Annotated in this window: 17 protein-coding genes and 1 pseudogene; 8 read left to right on the top strand and 10 right to left on the bottom strand. The window is 57.2% G+C overall.

Annotated features, from left to right (window positions below):
* From AA309_RS36090 to AA309_RS12250, 5 genes and pseudogenes are all read left to right on the top strand, one after another.
* Positions 1–194 (top strand): hypothetical protein (locus AA309_RS36090; RefSeq protein WP_210166510.1); only part of this gene is annotated, 194 nt, incomplete at its 5' end.
* Positions 195–386: 192 nt separating this feature from the next.
* Complete coding sequence (locus tag AA309_RS35185) at positions 387–536, top strand: hypothetical protein (RefSeq protein ID WP_160310448.1); 150 nt, start codon at positions 387–389, stop codon at positions 534–536.
* Positions 537–1,747: 1,211 nt separating this feature from the next.
* Positions 1,748–4,042 carry a putative bifunctional diguanylate cyclase/phosphodiesterase gene (locus tag AA309_RS31930; protein WP_052954660.1) on the top strand — a complete coding sequence of 765 codons (2,295 nt, stop codon included), beginning with the start codon at positions 1,748–1,750 and terminating at the stop codon, positions 4,040–4,042.
* Positions 4,043–4,190: 148 nt separating this feature from the next.
* Entirely contained in the window at positions 4,191–4,490 is a 300-nt protein-coding gene (locus AA309_RS37425; protein WP_342027945.1) for a 3-keto-5-aminohexanoate cleavage protein, read from the top strand.
* A gap of 134 nt (positions 4,491–4,624) precedes the next feature.
* Positions 4,625–5,313: pseudogene (locus AA309_RS12250) on the top strand (SDR family oxidoreductase).
* On the opposite strand, the gene AA309_RS12245 reads toward AA309_RS12250, so the two are convergent.
* Positions 5,212–7,407: a right-handed parallel beta-helix repeat-containing protein gene (locus AA309_RS12245; RefSeq protein WP_047189307.1), complete on the bottom strand. Its 2,196-nt coding sequence runs from the start codon at positions 7,405–7,407 to the stop codon at positions 5,212–5,214. The pseudogene AA309_RS12250 and the gene AA309_RS12245 sit on opposite strands and share 102 nt — an antisense overlap.
* Positions 7,408–7,586: 179 nt before the next feature.
* Positions 7,587–7,955, bottom strand: coding sequence for a hypothetical protein (locus tag AA309_RS34215; protein ID WP_150117520.1), 369 nt, complete (start codon positions 7,953–7,955; stop codon positions 7,587–7,589).
* A 65-nt stretch (positions 7,956–8,020) separates the two neighbouring features.
* On the opposite strand from AA309_RS34215, the gene AA309_RS12240 reads away from it, so the two are divergent.
* Positions 8,021–9,301, top strand: coding sequence for a polysaccharide lyase family 7 protein (locus AA309_RS12240; protein WP_052954659.1), 1,281 nt, complete (start codon positions 8,021–8,023; stop codon positions 9,299–9,301).
* Positions 9,302–9,530: 229 nt separating this feature from the next.
* On the opposite strand, the gene AA309_RS12235 is transcribed toward AA309_RS12240, so the two are convergent.
* The 6 genes from AA309_RS12235 to AA309_RS12215 form a co-directional block, all read right to left on the bottom strand.
* Positions 9,531–9,941 (bottom strand): hypothetical protein, encoded by a 411-nt coding sequence (locus AA309_RS12235; RefSeq protein WP_047189306.1) that lies wholly within the window; start codon positions 9,939–9,941, stop codon positions 9,531–9,533.
* Positions 9,942–10,253: 312 nt separating this feature from the next.
* A complete protein-coding gene (locus AA309_RS12230) occupies positions 10,254–10,463 on the bottom strand; it encodes a hypothetical protein (protein ID WP_150117519.1) in 210 nt (69 codons plus the stop codon).
* 4 nt (positions 10,464–10,467) lie between these two features.
* The gene (locus AA309_RS35180; RefSeq protein WP_160310447.1) at positions 10,468–10,632 is read right to left on the bottom strand and encodes a hypothetical protein; all 165 of its coding nucleotides are present in this window, start codon (positions 10,630–10,632) and stop codon (positions 10,468–10,470) included.
* A gap of 96 nt (positions 10,633–10,728) precedes the next feature.
* The gene (locus AA309_RS12225; protein WP_047189304.1) at positions 10,729–12,066 is read right to left on the bottom strand and encodes a TRAP transporter large permease; all 1,338 of its coding nucleotides are present in this window, start codon (positions 12,064–12,066) and stop codon (positions 10,729–10,731) included.
* Positions 12,066–12,650, bottom strand: a complete 585-nt coding sequence (locus tag AA309_RS12220) for a TRAP transporter small permease subunit (RefSeq protein ID WP_047189303.1) — start codon at positions 12,648–12,650, stop codon at positions 12,066–12,068. The genes AA309_RS12225 and AA309_RS12220 overlap by 1 nt, the downstream gene beginning before the upstream one ends.
* Before the next feature lie 89 nt (positions 12,651–12,739).
* Complete coding sequence (locus AA309_RS12215) at positions 12,740–13,876, bottom strand: TRAP transporter substrate-binding protein (protein ID WP_047189302.1); 1,137 nt, start codon at positions 13,874–13,876, stop codon at positions 12,740–12,742.
* A 327-nt stretch (positions 13,877–14,203) separates the two neighbouring features.
* Here AA309_RS12215 and AA309_RS12210 point away from each other — a divergent pair, with 327 nt between their 5' ends.
* Positions 14,204–14,707, top strand: coding sequence for a DUF2243 domain-containing protein (locus AA309_RS12210; protein WP_047189301.1), 504 nt, complete (start codon positions 14,204–14,206; stop codon positions 14,705–14,707).
* 9 nt (positions 14,708–14,716) lie between these two features.
* Here AA309_RS12210 and AA309_RS12205 read toward each other — a convergent pair whose 3' ends face one another.
* A complete protein-coding gene (locus AA309_RS12205; RefSeq protein ID WP_047189300.1) occupies positions 14,717–15,907 on the bottom strand; it encodes an O-succinylhomoserine sulfhydrylase in 1,191 nt (396 codons plus the stop codon).
* Positions 15,908–15,982: 75 nt separating this feature from the next.
* The gene (rfbD, locus tag AA309_RS12200) at positions 15,983–16,888 is read right to left on the bottom strand and encodes a dTDP-4-dehydrorhamnose reductase (RefSeq protein ID WP_047189299.1); all 906 of its coding nucleotides are present in this window, start codon (positions 16,886–16,888) and stop codon (positions 15,983–15,985) included.
* A gap of 191 nt (positions 16,889–17,079) precedes the next feature.
* Here rfbD and AA309_RS12195 point away from each other — a divergent pair, with 191 nt between their 5' ends.
* Positions 17,080–17,310, top strand: coding sequence for a hypothetical protein (locus AA309_RS12195; RefSeq protein WP_047189298.1), 231 nt, complete (start codon positions 17,080–17,082; stop codon positions 17,308–17,310).
* The last annotated feature ends 25 nt before the right edge of the window (positions 17,311–17,335 follow it).

Below are 17,335 nucleotides of genomic sequence, written 5' to 3'. Positions count from 1 at the left end.
CCCCAATCAGGCAAATACAAGGCGAATTCGCACAGTCATTTGCCGCAGCCCCCCGGTCTAGAAAACCGAAAATCGAACAATACTTGGGACCTTCAGGGCGTAAAACACCCACCGGTGGTACTTCCCAATCAGCTTTCATCTTCGGTGTCGCCATCATTATTGTCCACTCTCGCTTGCAATATTCCGGACGATAGCCCATATTGCATCTATCGAACCGACATGTTCGGCCTGCTCTCTGAAGCTCATGATCGAGCACCGAGCCTGCTTTCCGCACTTTTGAAGTTTGATCGCTGCGTGGAACTACGCGGCGATTCCGTTAGTTTTTCCTCTCTCTATACAATCAACAACAGCGGCGCGGCTCGAGGCCGAAGCCGCTCAAGGTCATCATGGATACAATCCCTTATACGAAGCCCGCCAAGGTACTCTCTCAGCCTTTACCGAAGAAGCAGACGAAGGCCCTCTCGACTTGGCAGCCGCAGCAGAGCAGTCTCACCCGTGAAGAGATCCGAGCGATCATTCTCGAGCAGATCGGGTAAATCATCGAAGGCGCATAGGTGAATAGCCAGGGCGCTTCTGCGTCCCTGGCTCTCCCAGTCGGCTTCAATCTTCATCGCTGATCCGCTGCGCAGATAATCGAGCGGCCCGTAAGATGTCTAAGCCCTCGAAGCGTAGGTTCCAGCTGTCGGCAAGGTAGCCTCCATTCATGGACAGGCGCGAATGGCTCCGTCGCAAACCAGAGCAGGAACGAGGAGGTAGCAGGGGCTCCGTAGTGCTCATGCTGCGAGCAGGTGAAACTGCTCGGCGAGTGACGACTACAGATTGCAGGCGTACTTTGCCTGTCGCTTACGCATCATGTGGCTTATGCCAAACTGAGTTACCGAATGGTTCGCGACAGTTCCCTCAGGGATGGTCTCATATTGTGCCTCATTTGTCCGAATATCAGGCACTGACGTTTAACTTGACAATCGCGGCCCCGCACCAGGCATCCTTTTGTTGATCGCGAACGTCGCCTAATGGGACAAAGCGGATACTGCGCTTTGGTCTGTGTCGAGTTCCGAAGCGGAGCTTCACATACCGCAAGCCCTCCAGCTTTCACGAGATAAGTTGCGGACGCGTCTCGATCAATTGCCAGGGAGGCGCCGAAGGGTTCCTCGATCACTTCGAGCGGTTTCCTCTTCTTTGTGCCTGGCTGATGGTCGCCGGACTCGCTGACGATCATGCCCAGGACGGCACCGGCAATGTTTATCACCCGATCGCCCGCAAACTTGGTGAAACAGAAATTCCTCATCATGTCCGAGGCTCTCTGATCCGAGCGTTCGTCGAGCCTGCCGCCGCGCATTGGTGGCGATCCGGCTGATTACGTGGGCGACTATATCGCGCGAGCCGGCGTTGCCCATGAGCAACTTGTCCTGTATTGAAGCAGGACGGCTGAGATGGAACCTTCCGCTAGAGCAAAGTCCAATGGATCAATGGGCGCGCAGGGAAAGGCAGCTTCCAAGGTCAAAGCAGACGTTTGTACCGCCCTCATAACCACTGCCTCAGGCTCAGAAGCATGTCGAATATGACCTCCCGGCGACACCCGATGGCAAAAGGAGCGGGTTTCGACGAGGGATTGAGCCGCTTGAGGAGGCAGGGGCTTTGTTTTTTGCTCAAAGTGAACTCAGTCCGGCCAGGGTTAACGAAATAACGACAAATCCCAGCGAATTCTGGCGGAGATCGTCACTAAAATGCCAAAACGAAATCCGTTGTGTCAGCTTATTTGATCATCTCGCTCAGCATCTTTGTCTCGGCGGCCGCAGTAATTGGGGCCGCCCTCTTCATCGTGCGTGGATTTACCAACGATCTCACGAGAGCGGAGAGCGATCTGGCAAACCTCGCACTTGCTCTACAGGAGCGGACTGATGGTGCCCTCCAGTCCATTGAGAACGTTCTCCGCGACGTGGTTGGCAGAATTCCGCAGGCTAGCCTCAAGGCGGACGAATTCGACAGATTTGCCGCGTCGAATGCTACAAAAGCCACTCTGGTAGGGGCGTCTCACTCCCTTGACCAAATCATCCGTATTGATCTGGTCAACGCCCAGGGGAGGATCGTCGGCTCATCGAATCCGCATCTAATTTTTGACCCTATCTATCTGACAGACACATCCTATTACCGGGCTCTCTCGACGGATACGTCACTCATATTGTATCTGAGCGAGCCTATAAGGATCCGGGCCACCGGCAAAAGGGTTCTCTCCCTCGCCCGGAAAATCAAAGACACCGAAGGCAATTTTCTCGGCGTTATCGTTTCCACGATCGACCTCAGCCATTTCGAGAGAATTTACGAAGATCATCTCGGGACACGCTCATTAGCAATCACGCTTTACCGGCGCGATGGTATTATTCTTGCTCATAGTCCAAACGCTAAGAGCGCAGTTGGACATAGGATTTGGAAGCCCAACACCCCTCTGCAGCGTATGATTGCGAAAAACAGTCCTACGCTTATTCGTGATGTCAGTTGGATCGACAAGAAGGAGCGATTGGTCGCTCTTTATCCTCTCGCCAATTATCCGGGCGGCATAGCCGTCAGCAGAACTGTGGCAGAACTCATGGCCGGACGGCGCCTTGAATCTCGCTTAATCAGGTTCATCGCCTATCTCATGGATATAGCAATCGACACGGTCAGTTTGCTAGGCCTAAAGCATGTCAGAACCGGTATTCTTAGAGCGGCCAGCGAGAGCTACCTGTCGCGTCATGATATCCTGACCAAGCTTCCCAACAGGCTGCTCTTCACCGAGGAGCTGAAGCGGACATTCCTTGCCGCTCAAAGATCTGGCACAGACTTTGCATTGCTCCTTCTCGATCTGAACCGATTTAAAGACATCAATGACAACTATGGGCATGTAGCGGGAGACGAGATTATTCAAGTCGTGGCACGACGCCTGCGCGAGCGGCTCAGAAGGAGCGATTTCATCGCTCGTATCGGTGGCGATGAGTTTGCGATCATTCAAAGGCCGATCAGAGGTCGGCCTCAGATCACAGACCTTATCATGGCCATTCAGGCCGCCATGAAGGTTCCATGCACAGTCGTCAACACAGAGATCGATGTCGGGCTATCCATCGGTGTTGCGATAGCTTCTTCCGACGGCAAGACCTCGACTGAGCTCATGAGGTCGGCCGACATCGCTCTCTATGCGGCGAAGTCGGATTCCAACAATAGCTATCGGCTCTACGACGCGAACATGAAAGATTCTCGAACAGAACGTCGCGCGCTTGAGGGGGCACTGAAGAGCGCCCTTGAAAACAGGGAGCTTGAGTTGCACTACCAGCCGATCCTTGACTTGGCGACAAATCAGATGTGGGGCTGTGAGGCCCTGGTGCGATGGAAGCACCCTACGAAAGGTATGATTCCACCTCTGCAGTTCATCCCGACCGCTGAAGAGTCAGGTCTCATTGGCCCCATCGGGGACTGGATCCTTGAGGAGGCTTGTTCAACCGCCATGACCTGGGATCTACCGTTGAAGGTCGCGATCAATCTCTCTCCGGTGCAATTCAAGTGCCGTGACGTTTTCGCCAGCGTGAACAAGGCCTTGAACATCTCTGGCATGCCAGCCCATCGCCTAGTCCTGGAGATCACGGAGTCCGTCAAGCTTACCGACGAAGCATCCGCGACGCTCAAACGGCTCAAGGCTCTGGGGGCCTCGATCTCGCTTGATGACTTTGGTACTGGCTATGCCTCTATGAGTTATCTCAGAAGCTTTCCGTTCGACAAAATCAAGATTGACCAGTCATTCGTGCGTGGAATGACGGATTCATCCGATAGTCGTGCAATTATCAAAGCGACCATCGGTCTTGCGAACGATCTGAAGATGAGTACGACGGCCGAAGGTGTCGAAACGGAAGAGCAGCTCAACGCCCTGCGCTTAGCTGGCGCCTCACAGGCGCAAGGCTACCTCATTGCCAAGCCGATGCCCCGCGAATCCATCGCGGCTTTCATCGCAGATGTTCAAAGGGCCCAGCAGAACAACAGGGACGAACAGTCCCCAACACGAGCTATAGCCTAAACAAACCTGCGTATGCGCCGAATGTAGGCTTCGTGCCAATAGCGATATCGTTTAGATCGAAAAGGCCCTTCCAGTAACCTTTCTCGGAGGAGCGGGATACCGTTAAAAGGGGTGGGTATGCGCAACGCGAACAAGACCATCAGCAGTTGTGCGCTCACGGGCTCCATCCACACGCCCGGCATGTCGCCCTGTCTCCCGATCACGTCTGAGCAGATCGCGACGATGCCGTCAGAACCGCAGAGGCTGGCACCGCGTTCTGCACCTGCACGCCCGCGTGCCTGAAACCGGGCGTCCTTCGCAATCACCGGACTTGTTCACTAAGTTCCTTCCCTCCATCAAGGAGCGTTGCAGCGCGATCATCAATATCATGACTGGCGAGCTCGGCTCGTCGAGCACAGCGCGGAGAAATTCATGGATCCCGATGTTCGAAATCTACGTGTTCTGGTGACAGACGGTGCAAGTGCACCGGGTTGGAAATTGCGCGGGCCTCGTGCGCGAAGGAGCGTAAGTGCACATCTGCGACACCCATGAAGAGGCTCTTGTCGTTATGGAGAAGAGTGATCCAGAAATCAGTGCTCACGCGTGGATGTATCGAACCGCGCCGATGTGGAGCGCCACTTCGAGGAGGTTGTGCAGGTGCTCGGGGGCTTGGACGCTCTGGTGAACAATGCCGGCATCGCATGGCCTGCTGCGCGCGTGGACCAGATTGCTCCTGAGGACTGGGACAAGACCCTCGCCGTCAACATCACAGGCCATTTCGACTGTGTGCGTCTTGCCGTCAAATATCCCTCCGAGAGCGACAATCCTTCCATCATCAATCTTCGTCGGTCGCAGGGCGCCTTGGTTCTCCTCTCCGCTCCCGATATTCGGTCGCGAAATGGGCTGTGGTCGGTTTCACGAAGACGCTTGCCCCGGAGTTGGGACCACTCGGAATCCGCGTGAACGCAGTCCTCCCCGGTGTTGTCGAAGGTGATCGGATCCGCTACGTGATTAGCAGCAAGGCACAGGCACGTGGCATCGCCTACGAAGCCATGCAGGATGAATTCCTCGGCAATGTCTCGATGAAGGCGATGGTGACACCGCAGCAGATTGCGGATCAGGTCGTGTTGCTGTGCGCTGCGCGGGGCCCGTTCATCGGTCCCGCTACTTTTCCTTGGCGTCTGGCAGGCTCAAGCAATCAGGTCCCATTTACTGACAGTCAAGGTGTCAATCCGCACGAGTTCATCACCTTGACGCGTGCCGTAGATTTCCAGGGTCGCTCCCGTTGTTAGCTGCAGAGTGGCTTCGTAGAAGGTGAGTGTTCTGGAATCCGCACCCGTTGAGCCGAGCTGCTTGTCGGCGATCCATGAGCTCACTGTGGTTCCGTTGACGCGAATGCCCATGGGAGAGGCGCCATCACTCTCGTCGTAATAGGCGACCTTCACTTTGTAGGTTCCGGTCTCGCCCGTGAACGTACCTTTTGCGGTGGCCTCCACACCCTTATTCCTGTTTTCGACGGCTTGCCCGCCTTGCGCCGTGCTGAGGCTGACAAGCGTGAAGTTCGTCAGTTTCAGCGTTTCCATCTGTATGATGCCGGCTCCGATGGCCGGATACTGCGTTGTCGAGGGAGGTGGCTCTGAGCCGGATTTCAGATTGTGGTCGCTTGAATGCACGGCTGCTCCACCTGCAATTTGAAAAGTCTCCGCGTAAGTGCCATCCGTGATCCTCCAGGTGTTGGTCCCCGTCTGTGTCAGTGTCGCATTGCTGGTAAAGCCGACAAACTCCAGCCGGTCTCCTGCGGCGCTGCCGTTGCCGGAGAAGTCGAAGATCGTATCGCCTCCGAACTCGCCTTTGCGAAGGACGAAGGCATCATCGCCCAATCCGCCGTAGAGTGAATCCACTCCGAGTCCGCCCTCGACCGTGTCGTTGCCATCATTGCCTTTGAGCGTATTGGCGGCGCTGTTGCCGACGAGTTTATTGTTGAGCCCGTTTCCGTGCCCGTTGATCACCTTCGTACCCGTCAGGATGAGGTTTTCGACATTCGCCGGCAGCGTATAGGTGATGCTCGATCGGACGGTATCGGTGCCAGCTCCCGAGGTTTCGACGACACGGTCTCCGGAATGATTGACGATGTAGGTGTCGTCGCCCGCCATGCCGCGCATCTCTTCGCCGCCTGTCGTGCCTTCAAGCATGTCGTTTCCACTCGTGCCGAGCCAGATGTAGTTCGGCACGGAAACGGAACCTGAGTCCATTCCGGAAATTGAATTGCCGGAGACGATGGTTCCGGTCGGTCCTCCATCATCGTTCGTGGCTTCTTCGCGCACACCGTAGCGTGCGTTGATGCTGCTGTCCGAGTAGATCGTGTTGTTCAGGATCTGCGTGTTGGTCGCATAATAGGTCTTGCCCGTGACAGTATCCACGCGCAAGCGGATCTGAATCTCATCGTAGGTGTTGTCGGCTTCCTGAGAGTTGTTGAAGACCGTGCTGTTTTGTACGACCGTGTCTGTCGCTCCCTCGATCCGGATACCCTGGCGCAGGTTGTCATGAACCTTGGCGCCGTTGATTGCGACATCATCCGACAGCTTGACGAGGATGCCTTCTTTCGTGTTGCCGTAATACTCGCCGCCGACGATCCGAATGTCTGTCACCCATTCGATGGTCGTCTCACCCTCGCGCAGGATGTCGCCGCGCTGGATAGTGACGCCTGCCGATCCGTTATTGTAAGCTTTGTTGTTGGCCAGATCGAGATTGGTGGTTGCGTTTTGGATGTTGAAGCCGTGGCGGTCGTTGTCGAAAGCACGGTTGTTTTCATAAGTGCCGCCAACCACGCCATCGGCCACGAAACCATCAAGGCCATTCCCGTGAGAGACACAGTCCTTGATCGTCACGTCATAGGTGATCTCGTGAGGGTTGAAACCGTAGGCCGTGCAATTCTTGATCTCGACGCCGGACAAGGTGATGTCCGATTGGGTGAGCCCTGATCCGTCCTCCTTGATACCGCAGATGAAGCCCGCCTGATGCCCCGTGTTGTTGGCGCGATTACCATCGATGGTCAGGTTGGCAACCGTGACGTGTTCGACGGTTTGCAGCGCTGTTCGAACAATGCCATTGATTCTGGCGTTGAAGTCGTCAGCAAGCTTGATTGTGGTTTGTCCCATGCCGTTGCCGACGAGAGCAACGCCTGACAGGAGTTCAACAGGACCGACAGACGCGTTGTTGGGATCACCCGTGACGACATAGGTTCCCGTGCCGAGTTGAACTTTCACCTGTTCGGTGGGGTTCTGCAGGTATGCCTTATGGGCTGCTTGGATTGCCGCTTTGATGGCGGCTGTGTCCCTCCTGGCGTCGCCTGTGGCTGGGGCAACAGTGAAGATTGGTGCAGCCATGGCGGTTCCCTCTCTGCGCATTAAAGCCAGTCAAGGAAAGCTGCATCGTAACTCAGCATCCACTGCAACTAAGGGTTAATTTAACTGAAATTGTAGGTACGGCGAATTTCGGCAGGGTGACGCGCGAAGAGAAAATGCAAGGGGAGAGACGATTTGCATCGGCAGGCCTTACGGAGCTCCTACACTGTGGCGCGTAGCGAAGGTGGGAATGCCTGTCTTTTAAGTATTCTCATCAAATCACTCAGGTGTTCCATCTTTCCTGCCATATGAGGGGTGGCTTGCTCCGGCATGGGCAGAGGAGCCTCTAGATATGAATAGCTTTTCTGCCAAAGAGTAAGTTGAACCTCTGGAAGGTAAGTACCCTTAGAAATCGAACATTGGTTCATTGTTGTCACGATTTCGCCCCATTTGATATAGAAAAGGCTTTCCACAGATGAATGGAGAGTGATCTCCGCAGTCTGAAGTAAATCTTGGTGCTTGGAAGCACCGGCATGAATTTTTAAGTGTCTGTTGCGTATCCTTCGGTCGTTCTGACTAAGTTTTTTCATCTCACTATCAAAAGCGTCTCGGAAGCATCAAAAAAGAAGCTCAGTAGACGTTTGGGGCAATACTCATGTCTTTGAATCCGAACGTCGCACCCAGCGGCAATTTTGACCTATCCAATTGGAAGATCACCCTTCCTGTCGACTCCTCCGGCGGCTTTTCCGGCACGGCGGTGGAGGTGCAAAACCTGAGCGGCTATCAGAACAGCAAGTATTTCTACACCGGCTCCGATGGCGCAATGGTCTTCTATGCTCCCGTCAATGGAGCGACTACCAGCGGCTCGTCCTATGCTCGTTCCGAGCTGCGTGAAATGAAGGGCACCGAAAAGGCTGCCTGGAATCTCTCCACCGGCGGCTTCATGAGCGCCACTCTCGAGGTCGATGCGGCTCCGATGCGCGATGGCCAAGGACACAAACTCGTCATCGGCCAGATCCATGGTCAGGACGATGAGCTGGTTCGTCTCTATTGGCAGGACAACAAGTTGTACTTCGCCAATGACCAGTCAGGTTCCGACAACCAAGAGCACGACTTCACCTTCAAGGCGGCCGACGGCTCTGCGCCGGACGTGTCGCTGAACGAGAAGTTCTCGTACACCATCAACGCCAAGGGCAATGCACTCGACGTCGACATCTATGCCGACGGCAAGGTTTATCACTCCCACACCACCATCAACAGCGTGTGGCAGTCGGACACCTTCTACTTCAAGGCTGGCGCCTATCTCGGTGCCAACGAGACCAATGGTTCGGGTTACGGCCAGACGTCGTTCTATGCGCTGTCGTTCAACCATGACGGCACGACGACGACTCCTTCGACGCCGACTCCCACTCCGACACCTACACCGACTCCGACCCCGACGCCTACTCCCACCCCCACCCCCACCCCTACACCGACGGATCCTCTGACGGTAACCAAGCTCGGCACCTCGGCCGACAACAGCCTCACGGGTACGTCCGGTGCTGACGTGATCAGCGGTCTCGGCGGCAGCGACAAGCTCTGGGGCAAGGCTGGCAATGACATCCTCATCGGCGGTTCGGGCAAGGATGCTTTCACCTTCGACACGACGCTGAGCTCCAGCGCCAACGTTGACACCATCAAGGATTTCAATGTCGTTGATGACACCATTCGTCTCAACGACACGGTCTTCACGAAGCTGAGCGACACAGGGCAGTTGCGCTCGTCGTGGTTCCGCGTGGGTGAGAAGGCCTTGGATAGCAACGACTACATCGTCTACAATAAGGATACCGGCGCCCTGTATTACGACAAGGACGGCTCGGGCTCGGCTGCGGCAGTGAAGTTCGCCGTAATCGAGAACAAGGCTGCTCTGACGACTGCAGACCTCCTCGTGATGTAACGAGAACCTGCCATTCAGGGGCGGCTCTCGTTTTAACGGAACCGCCCCTGCTCATTTCCTTTACACGGACACATTCTCGTCCGCTGTTCGTCTCGATATTTCAGTTTTGATGGATTGCGATTTTCTTCAGGAATTGCTCGTCACCATCACATTTTGAAAACAGACATTTCAAAGCAGGCCCCGCCTTCGTGCGGGGCCTTTTTTATGATGGCGCCGCAATGATCGGCGCTTATTCGGCCGGTGTCATGCGAACATTGGGGCTGGCTTCTGCGACCGGCGCAGGACGGAAGACGAAATAAGCAAACATCAGCATCGCGGCGAGGACGATGATGGAGGAGATGGCGGCAATCGGATCGGCAGCGTGATAGCCGAGATGAATGGCGGCCACAGCAATCGTCATGATGACCGTGCCGACGGACCACAGGGCAACCTGGATCAGCGCCATGCGGCTCGCATTCAGAGCAGGGCGGCGCTCGTAATAAATTCCGAAGAGAAACAGAGATACCCATCCGAGAAGGTTCAGATGAGCATGGGCCGGCATGATCGCATGGTTCTGCGACGCGGCCATGCCAATGCCCATGGCCATCCCTGCAATCACGAAAAGAACAGCTAATTTGAAGCTGAGAGACGACGCGGTCATGGTGTTTCCTCCTGAAAGTATTCCCCTGATGGGTTGTGTTTGTTGTTTTGATCACAATCCCACCAATCATTATGTGTGTAAAATCACAATGAATACTCTAGAAGGGTATGGTTTATTATAACCTTTTTGCATGCTTGATGCGGTACAATAATAAAAGCAGCCTGCCGAGGCGGGCTGCTTTCTGACTAACGAAGCAGCGCGTCAGCTGCGCTGCGTGACACGCTCCTCACGCGATCCGGATGGCCTGTCCTTGCGGCGCTTCTGTTCCTTCCAGGACGGTCTCATGCGGGCTTTGCCGGACATGGCTGCTCCTCAAGGTTTATGGCGGTCTTCCGGTTTCGGCCGATCGGGATCGGTCTTCTCCAGACCTTCCCGTTGCTGGTTCTCTGTAAGAACGCGATCGCTTGCCGTCCGGTCACCCTGCTCCTGGTGGTCCGGACTGCTTTGGTTGGGATGGACGATGCTGGCGTTCACGCTCCGCTCGGCGAGGCCTTGAGCATGATCTTCACCCTTGCCGGCCATGGCTTCACCCATTGCCTTGGACATCACGGCGATGCGCGCCCGAGCCCATGCCTTGTTGAGCCTGAAGCGCGTGCTCGCAGCGCTCGACATGGCTCATTGCACGCTGCTGCATCTGCTGTGCGTTGCGGCAGGGATCGTCCACGTCCTGATGGCAGAATTGGCACTTCATGGCAGCCTCCTTGTTGGCGTGATGGAAGGCCAACGCCACGAATCAAGCCATGTTCCGCCGTCAGGCGTAGGCTCTTTGGCAAAGCTGACTGCAGCCTCAGCTATAGAGATAGCTAGGCAGCCAAAGGCCAAGTTGTGGGAAGATGTAGAACATCGCCATGGCGACGAGCACGAGAAAGAGGAACGGCATCACGCCTGCGAAAATCTCGTTGATGGTCACATGGGGCGGCGCAATCCCCTTCAGGTAGAAGGGCGCCATGGCCACGGGTGGCGACAGGAACGACGTCTGGATGTTGAGGGCGATCAGAACGCCGAAGAAGATCGGGTCGATGCCGAAATTGTCGAGGAGCGGCAGGAAGATCGGCACGAAGATGACCACGATCTCCGTCCATTCGAGCGGCCAACCGAGCACGAAGATGATAGCCTGCGTCAGGATCAGGAACCAGAAGGGCGAGAGGTTCAGATGTGTGACGAAGCTCTCAATGGGCTGATGGCCGCCAAGGAAGGCGAAGATCGACGAGAAGATGAAGGAGCCGACGAACAACCAGCACACCATGGCGGACGTGCGGGCGGTGAGGATCACGGATTCCTTGAGCTTCGTGAAGGAAAGAGAGCGGTAGGCTGCTGCGAGAACAAGGCTGCCGAGAGCGCCCACTGCGGCTGCTTCCGTCGGTGTCGCGATTCCGAAGAAGATGGCGCCGAGCACGGATAGGATGAGAAGGGCCAACGGAAAGAACGAGGTCGTGAGAGACCAGACGACTTTCGCGAATGAGACCTTGCGCTGCTCCGGCGGGAGCTTCGGCGCGAGGCTTGGGTTGAGCGCACAGCGAATGATGACATAGATCATGTAGAGACCTGCCAGAATCAGGCCCGGAAAGAGGGCGCCTGCGTAGAGCTTCGGCACGGAAACGCCTGCTGTTGCACCGTACAGAATGAGCATCACGCTCGGCGGAATGAGAATGCCGAGACAGCCGCCGGCGCAAACGACACCTGCCGCAAGGCGTGTGTCGTAGCCCGCGCGCAGCATGGCCGGGAAGGCGAGAAGCCCCATCAGTGTCACCACGGCACCCACGATGCCGGTGGCGGTCGCAAACAATGCGCAGGTGAGCAGCGTTGCGACGGCAAGCGATCCGGGAATGCCACCGACGGCAATCTGGATCGAGTAGAAGAGCCGATCGAGAATGTTTGCTCGCTCGATGATATATCCCATGAAGACGAAGAGCGGGATCGCGACCAGCGTATCGTTCGTCATGACAGAGTAGGCGCGCTGCACCACGAGCGCGAACACGATGTCGCCCATGGCCATGTAGCCGAAGCCGAAGCCTAGCGCCATCAGCGTGAATGCGATGGGAAATCCGAACATGATGAACACGATGAAGAGACCGAGCATCAGCACGCCCAGTTCGGGATTTCCGAGCCCCCATGATGCCAGCATCAGACAGTTCCTTTCTTGAGGCCTTCTTGTTCGGCTTGTTCGAGAATGAGCCTTTCGGTCTCCTCCACGTCGTGGAGGCGGGGAGGCCATGCGCCGTTGCGCAGACAGGTGACGCAGCGGATCACCTCTGCCACGCCTTGGACGGCCATCAAGGTTCCGACGATAGGAATAAGCGCCTTGAACGGATAGATTGGCGGGCCATTGGGCGAGTTCATGGAGTGCTCGTTCATCAGCCACGACATCTGCATGAAGGGAATACCTGCATAGATGAGCGCAAGAATGCCGGGGAAAAAGAAGAGGAAGTAGAGCACAAGGTCCAGGCCCGCCTGCCGGCGCGGCGGCCAGTTGCGATAGATGAAGTCGCCTCGCACATGGTTATTGCGGGCCAGCGTGTAGGGCCCGGCCACCATGAACAGCAGGCCATAGAGCATATAGCTTGCGTCAAACGCCCATTCGGTTGGCGCACGCAGCACGTATCGGGCAAAGACCTCGTAGCATACCGCGAAGGTGAGCACGACGATGGCCCAACTCACGGTCTTGCCGATGAACGTATTGATGCGGTCGACGAAGTAGACGAAACGCATGCAAGAGCCCTTCTTGGGGAGTGTATGTGAAACATGGCGAGGACGGCACGAAAGGTGCCGTCCTCAATCTTGGAGAGTCGCGCTGCGCCTTACGTCGTCTTAAAGAAGTGATCGTAGGCCATGTCACGCGAAGGCTCGTTCAGGCGCTCGTAAGCATAGGTGCGCTGTACCCAAGCCTTCTGGCTGTCGATGACCTTCTTGAAGAACGGATCCTTCGAGAACTCATCGATCACCTTGTTCCAGGCATCGAGCTGAACCTGCAGGACGGAGTCGGGGGTCTTCCTCACGTTGACGCCGCGGCTCCTGATGGTCTCCAGATCCTTCGAGTAACGATCGAGCGCTTTCCACGACATGTCGGCCGATGCTGCTTCCGCCGCGTATTTGACGATCGCCTTCAGCTCCGCAGGCAGCGCATCGTACTTCGTCTTGTTGAAGATGATCTCGAAGGTCTCGCCCGCCTGGTGATAACTTTGAAGCATGAGGTTCTTCGAGACGTCTGGGAAGCCGAGCACCAGATCGGAGGAGGGGTTGTTGAACTCCGCTCCATCAATCACACCGCGTTCCAGGGCGGGAACGATCTCGCCGCCGGCGAGAATGGTGACGGCTGCTCCGAGCTGCCGGTTGAGATCGGCTGCAAGACCCACGGTGCGATACTTCAAGCCCTTGAAGGCATCGGCCGAGGTAATCTCATTCTTGAACCAGCCGAGGGGCTGAGCCGGCATAGGGCCGGAGAGGAAGCCGACGATGTTGAGCTTCAGGATCTGTTGCTGCAGCTCGTTATAGAGATCATAGCCGCCGCCATAGTTCATCCAGCCGAGGAACGAGTTGGCATTCCATCCGAAGGACGGGCCAGTGCCGAACAGGGCGAAGGCCTTGTTCTTACCGTACCAATAGGCGGCTACGCCATGGCCGCCATCGAGAATGCCGGCATGGACGGCGTCCTGCAGCTGAAAGGCCGGGACGACGGCGCCGGAGGCGAGAACGTCGAGCTTCAGGCGCCCACCCGACATGTCGTTCACGCGCTTGGCGAAGTCATTGCAGAATTCGTGGAAGATATCCCGGTTGGGCCAGGTGGACTGGAATTTCCAGGTTGCTGTCTGCGCTCGCGAGACCTGCGGCGATGCGATGGTTGCGGCAGCGCCGAGGCCAGCAACCTGCAGGAAACGACGGCGCGAATGTTTGGACGGTCCCGAAAGTTTACCCTCCGGGGACTTGCCTTTCTTCATGGCTTCCTCCCTCACCCCCTGGTTGTTGTGAAGGATCGCGCTTTCTTGAGCCTGAGCGCGTTATTCCCGAGTAAAGGGTGTGTCAATTTGGCGGGAACTTCAAGGGGTAACCCCTTGAAAACAGAGTGTGCATTGGGGGAGGTCTTTTCATTTACTTGCCGTGCCCGTCGCATTGTTTAGACAAAAGTCTTGAATGAGGGGGAGCATGCAGCTCGGCGCGGTGCCGCTCCTTCTGCACGAAGTCTGCGGAGCCGAATGCGGAACCTGCGGGCGGTCTATTCCTTGGGTGGTAGGCTGCTTAAAACCTGGTCGAAAGGGAGGCCTAGCATGAGGCAGGACAATGCTGACAAGAGTCAGGACTTCCCTCTCTCATCCGGGATCATTTTCGGCCTCGGTCTCGGCGGCTTCTTCGATGGCATCGTTTTCCATCAGCTGCTGCAATGGCACCATCTGGTGACGAGCGCAGGCTATCCGCCGGACAGTATCGAGAACCTCAAGGTGAACACGTTCTGGGACGGCCTCTTTCACAGCCTCACCTACGTGTTCGTCGTCTTAGGGCTCATCATTCTCTGGCGGGCTGCACGGCGCAGCCACATCCGCTGGTCGAGCAAGCTGCTGCTCGGCGCGCTGCTGATAGGCTTTGGTCTGTTCAATCTGGTTGAGGGCACGATCAACCATCAAATCCTGGGCATCCACCACGTCAACGAGACCGTGGCGCACGAGCATTGGATCTATTGGGACCTCGGCTTCCTCGCATGGGGAGCGGCCATGCTGATCGGGGGCTGGTTGCTGATCAGGGCTGGGCGCAGGAGCCGAAACAATTTTTCGTGAATGCGGCTGTCACACGCGCTCAAGCGCATTCACGAGATCAGCCAGCAGGTCCTCGCGGTGCTCTAGGCCGACCGACAAGCGGACGATGCCGTCGGAAATCCCCATTTCCGCGCGCAGCTCCGGCGCGAAGCGCTGATGGGTGGTGGTGGCCGGATGCGTGACAAGGCTTTTCGCATCGCCGAGGTTGTTCGAGATGCGGATGAGCCGGAGCGCATTCATGAAGCGGAATGCAGCTTCCTTCCCGCCCTTCACGTCCAGCGCGATCATGGTGGAGCCGCCGCTCATCTGGCGACGGATCAGTTCGGCCTGCGGATGATCTGCGCGGCCGGGATAGGTTAGGTTGGTGAGCTTCGGGTGATTGTGCAGGGCGTCGGCGAGGAAGCCTGCATTCGCGGTCTGCCGCTCCACCCGCAGGGAGAGGGTCTCGAGACCCTTCAGGAGAACCCACGCGTTGAAGGGCGAGATAGACGGTCCCGTCATGCGCAGGAACTGCTGCACCTTGTTCTCGATGAATTCGGTGGAGCCCAGGATGACGCCGCCGAGACATCGGCCCTGGCCATCGATATGCTTCGTTGCGGAATAGACGACACAATCGGCGCCCAGTGCGAGAGGCCTCTGGTAGAGGGGCGTTGCAAAGACATTGTCGACCGTCAGCGTCGCTCCGGCCTCATGGGAGATCTTGGCGACGGCAGCGATATCGATGATCTGGAGACTGGGGTTGGAAGGAGTCTCCAGGAGAAAAGCCTTCGTCTCAGGCCTGACGGCCTTGCGCCAGGCGTCGAGATCCATGCCATCGACCAGGGTGCAGCCGACCCCGAAGCGGGGCAGGAGATCCTCGACCACCCATCGACAGGATCCGAAGAGGCCGCGTGCGGCCACCACATGGTCTCCTGCCTGCACTTGGCTCACCATGGCGGCTGTCACCGCCGCCATGCCGCTCGCGGTCGCTCGGGCCGCTTCAGCGCCCTCGAGCGAGGCCATGCGCTGCTCGAACATGTCGATGGTCGGGTTAGAATAGCGGCTGTAGCTGTAGCCTGGCTCCTCGTTGAGGAACCGCCGTTCGGCGCTCTCCGCGCTCTCATAGATGAAGCCTTGCGTGATGAAGAGGGCCTCGCACGTTTCGCCAAAAGGCGTGCGTTGCTGTCCCTCGTGAACGAGGCGGGTTTCGAGGCGGTAATCAGGGTCGCGCTGCGTCGTCATAGGCCGATACTAAATTCGTTCTTTTAAAAGAACAATTGTTTTGTTTGGAGAAGGTGGCAGCCCGCCCGGCTCGGCTCAAGAGACGCCGCTTTCCCGCATTTCCGCGATGAGACGCTCGACGCAAGAGGCCAGCGAGGTTTGCCAGGAGGGGAGCCTAATCCCGTGGATCGTCTCCAGCTTCGTGCAGTCCAGCCGTGAATTGAAAGGCCGCTTGGCAGGAGTTGGGTAATCCGCTGTCATGATCGGGCGAACCCGGGCGCTGGGCCCGCCGGACCGGGCCGACAGGGTGAAGATCTCGGCGGCGAACTCGGCCCAGCTCGCAAATCCTGCCCCCGTCATATGGAAGACGCCCCGCAGGGCGCGGTCCTGGGGCCTTTCCAGAAGGTTCTTGGCAACCGTAAAGATGCCGTCGGCGATATCAGAGGCGCTCGTGGGAGAGCCGAGCTGGTCGGCAACGACGCCGACCTCCTCCCGATCCTTGGCGAGACGCAGCATCGTCTTCACGAAGTTCCGGCCGAAGGGGCTGTAGATCCAGGCCGTGCGCAGGATCACATGGTCTGCGATCCCGGCCGCAACAGCCTCTTCGCCGAGCCGCTTCGACCGGCCATAGGCTCCCAGGGGATTGACCGTGTCATCCTCCCGATAGGGGCGGTCGAGGCTGCCGTCGAACACGTAATCAGTGGAGAGATGGATGAAAGGCACCCGCATGACGGCAGCTGCACCGGCGGCCACGCCCGCCCCGATGCCGTTGATCGCCTCGGCCAGTTCCGGCTCGGTCTCCGCTTGATCGACGGCAGTGTAGGCTGCTGCATTCACGATCAGGTCGCCACCGGTTTCGCGGAGAATGTCCTCGATCCCGGATGGGTCGGCGAGGTCCAGCCTGGGGCGCCCGAGCAGAACCGCCTTCGCGCCGTGCGCAGGAGCACGCTCCGCCAAAGCGCGGGCCACCTGTCCCTCCCGGCCGATCACAATGACGCGCATAGCCACTTACTCTTCTCCTTGTTTGAATGAGGCTGTTCCAACCTCTTGCCAGACGCAACAAGGCATAAGAATAAGATCCGAAGATTTCTGTTATTGTTGCGCTGCAATATCACACTCCCGTCATGGTTCTCCGGCACATTGCGATTCGCAACGCGATAAGATGGCTTTGGGGGACGACGATGGAGGAGGGCATGTACGCTTACAACTTGTTCCGCAGCACGCAGCAGGACGGCCTTGTCTGCGCAGTTCCGGAGGAGCGTTCGGTCCCTGCCTTCGTGACCAGCCCGCAATGGCAGTTCGGCGGCCGTCTCGACAATGGCGAGGCTCCTCTCGGCTTTGACAGAGAGGCTGCCATGACTGGCGTTCGCTTCAACGGCTTCTACCTGTTCGCTTCTTTCCAGAAGAATGAGACACATCAATAAGCCGGGCTGATCGATTGCATGAAAC

It is taken from the genome of Microvirga vignae (assembly GCF_001017175.1).
Classification (GTDB): Bacteria; Pseudomonadota; Alphaproteobacteria; order Rhizobiales; family Beijerinckiaceae; genus Microvirga; species Microvirga vignae.
Note: the sequence above shows the minus strand (reverse complement) of the source record. Positions and strands in the feature narration are given on the sequence as shown.

Bases quoted from the DNA above. Each gene is read 5' to 3' on its own strand.
- AA309_RS35185 (WP_160310448.1), top strand. From the start codon at position 387: ATGGATACAATCCCTTATACGAAGCCCGCCAAGGTACTCTCTCAGCCT.
- AA309_RS12245 (WP_047189307.1), bottom strand. From the start codon at position 7,407: ATGGCTGCACCAATCTTCACTGTTGCCCCAGCCACAGGCGACGCCAGG.
- AA309_RS34215 (WP_150117520.1), bottom strand. From the start codon at position 7,955: ATGAAAAAACTTAGTCAGAACGACCGAAGGATACGCAACAGACACTTA.
- AA309_RS12240 (WP_052954659.1), top strand. From the start codon at position 8,021: ATGTCTTTGAATCCGAACGTCGCACCCAGCGGCAATTTTGACCTATCC.
- AA309_RS12235 (WP_047189306.1), bottom strand. From the start codon at position 9,941: ATGACCGCGTCGTCTCTCAGCTTCAAATTAGCTGTTCTTTTCGTGATT.
- AA309_RS12230 (WP_150117519.1), bottom strand. From the start codon at position 10,463: ATGGCCGGCAAGGGTGAAGATCATGCTCAAGGCCTCGCCGAGCGGAGC.
- AA309_RS35180 (WP_160310447.1), bottom strand. From the start codon at position 10,632: ATGAAGTGCCAATTCTGCCATCAGGACGTGGACGATCCCTGCCGCAAC.
- AA309_RS12225 (WP_047189304.1), bottom strand. From the start codon at position 12,066: ATGCTGGCATCATGGGGGCTCGGAAATCCCGAACTGGGCGTGCTGATG.
- AA309_RS12220 (WP_047189303.1), bottom strand. From the start codon at position 12,650: ATGCGTTTCGTCTACTTCGTCGACCGCATCAATACGTTCATCGGCAAG.
- AA309_RS12215 (WP_047189302.1), bottom strand. From the start codon at position 13,876: ATGAAGAAAGGCAAGTCCCCGGAGGGTAAACTTTCGGGACCGTCCAAA.
- AA309_RS12210 (WP_047189301.1), top strand. From the start codon at position 14,204: ATGAGGCAGGACAATGCTGACAAGAGTCAGGACTTCCCTCTCTCATCC.
- AA309_RS12205 (WP_047189300.1), bottom strand. From the start codon at position 15,907: ATGACGACGCAGCGCGACCCTGATTACCGCCTCGAAACCCGCCTCGTT.
- rfbD (WP_047189299.1), bottom strand. From the start codon at position 16,888: ATGCGCGTCATTGTGATCGGCCGGGAGGGACAGGTGGCCCGCGCTTTG.
- AA309_RS12195 (WP_047189298.1), top strand. From the start codon at position 17,080: ATGTACGCTTACAACTTGTTCCGCAGCACGCAGCAGGACGGCCTTGTC.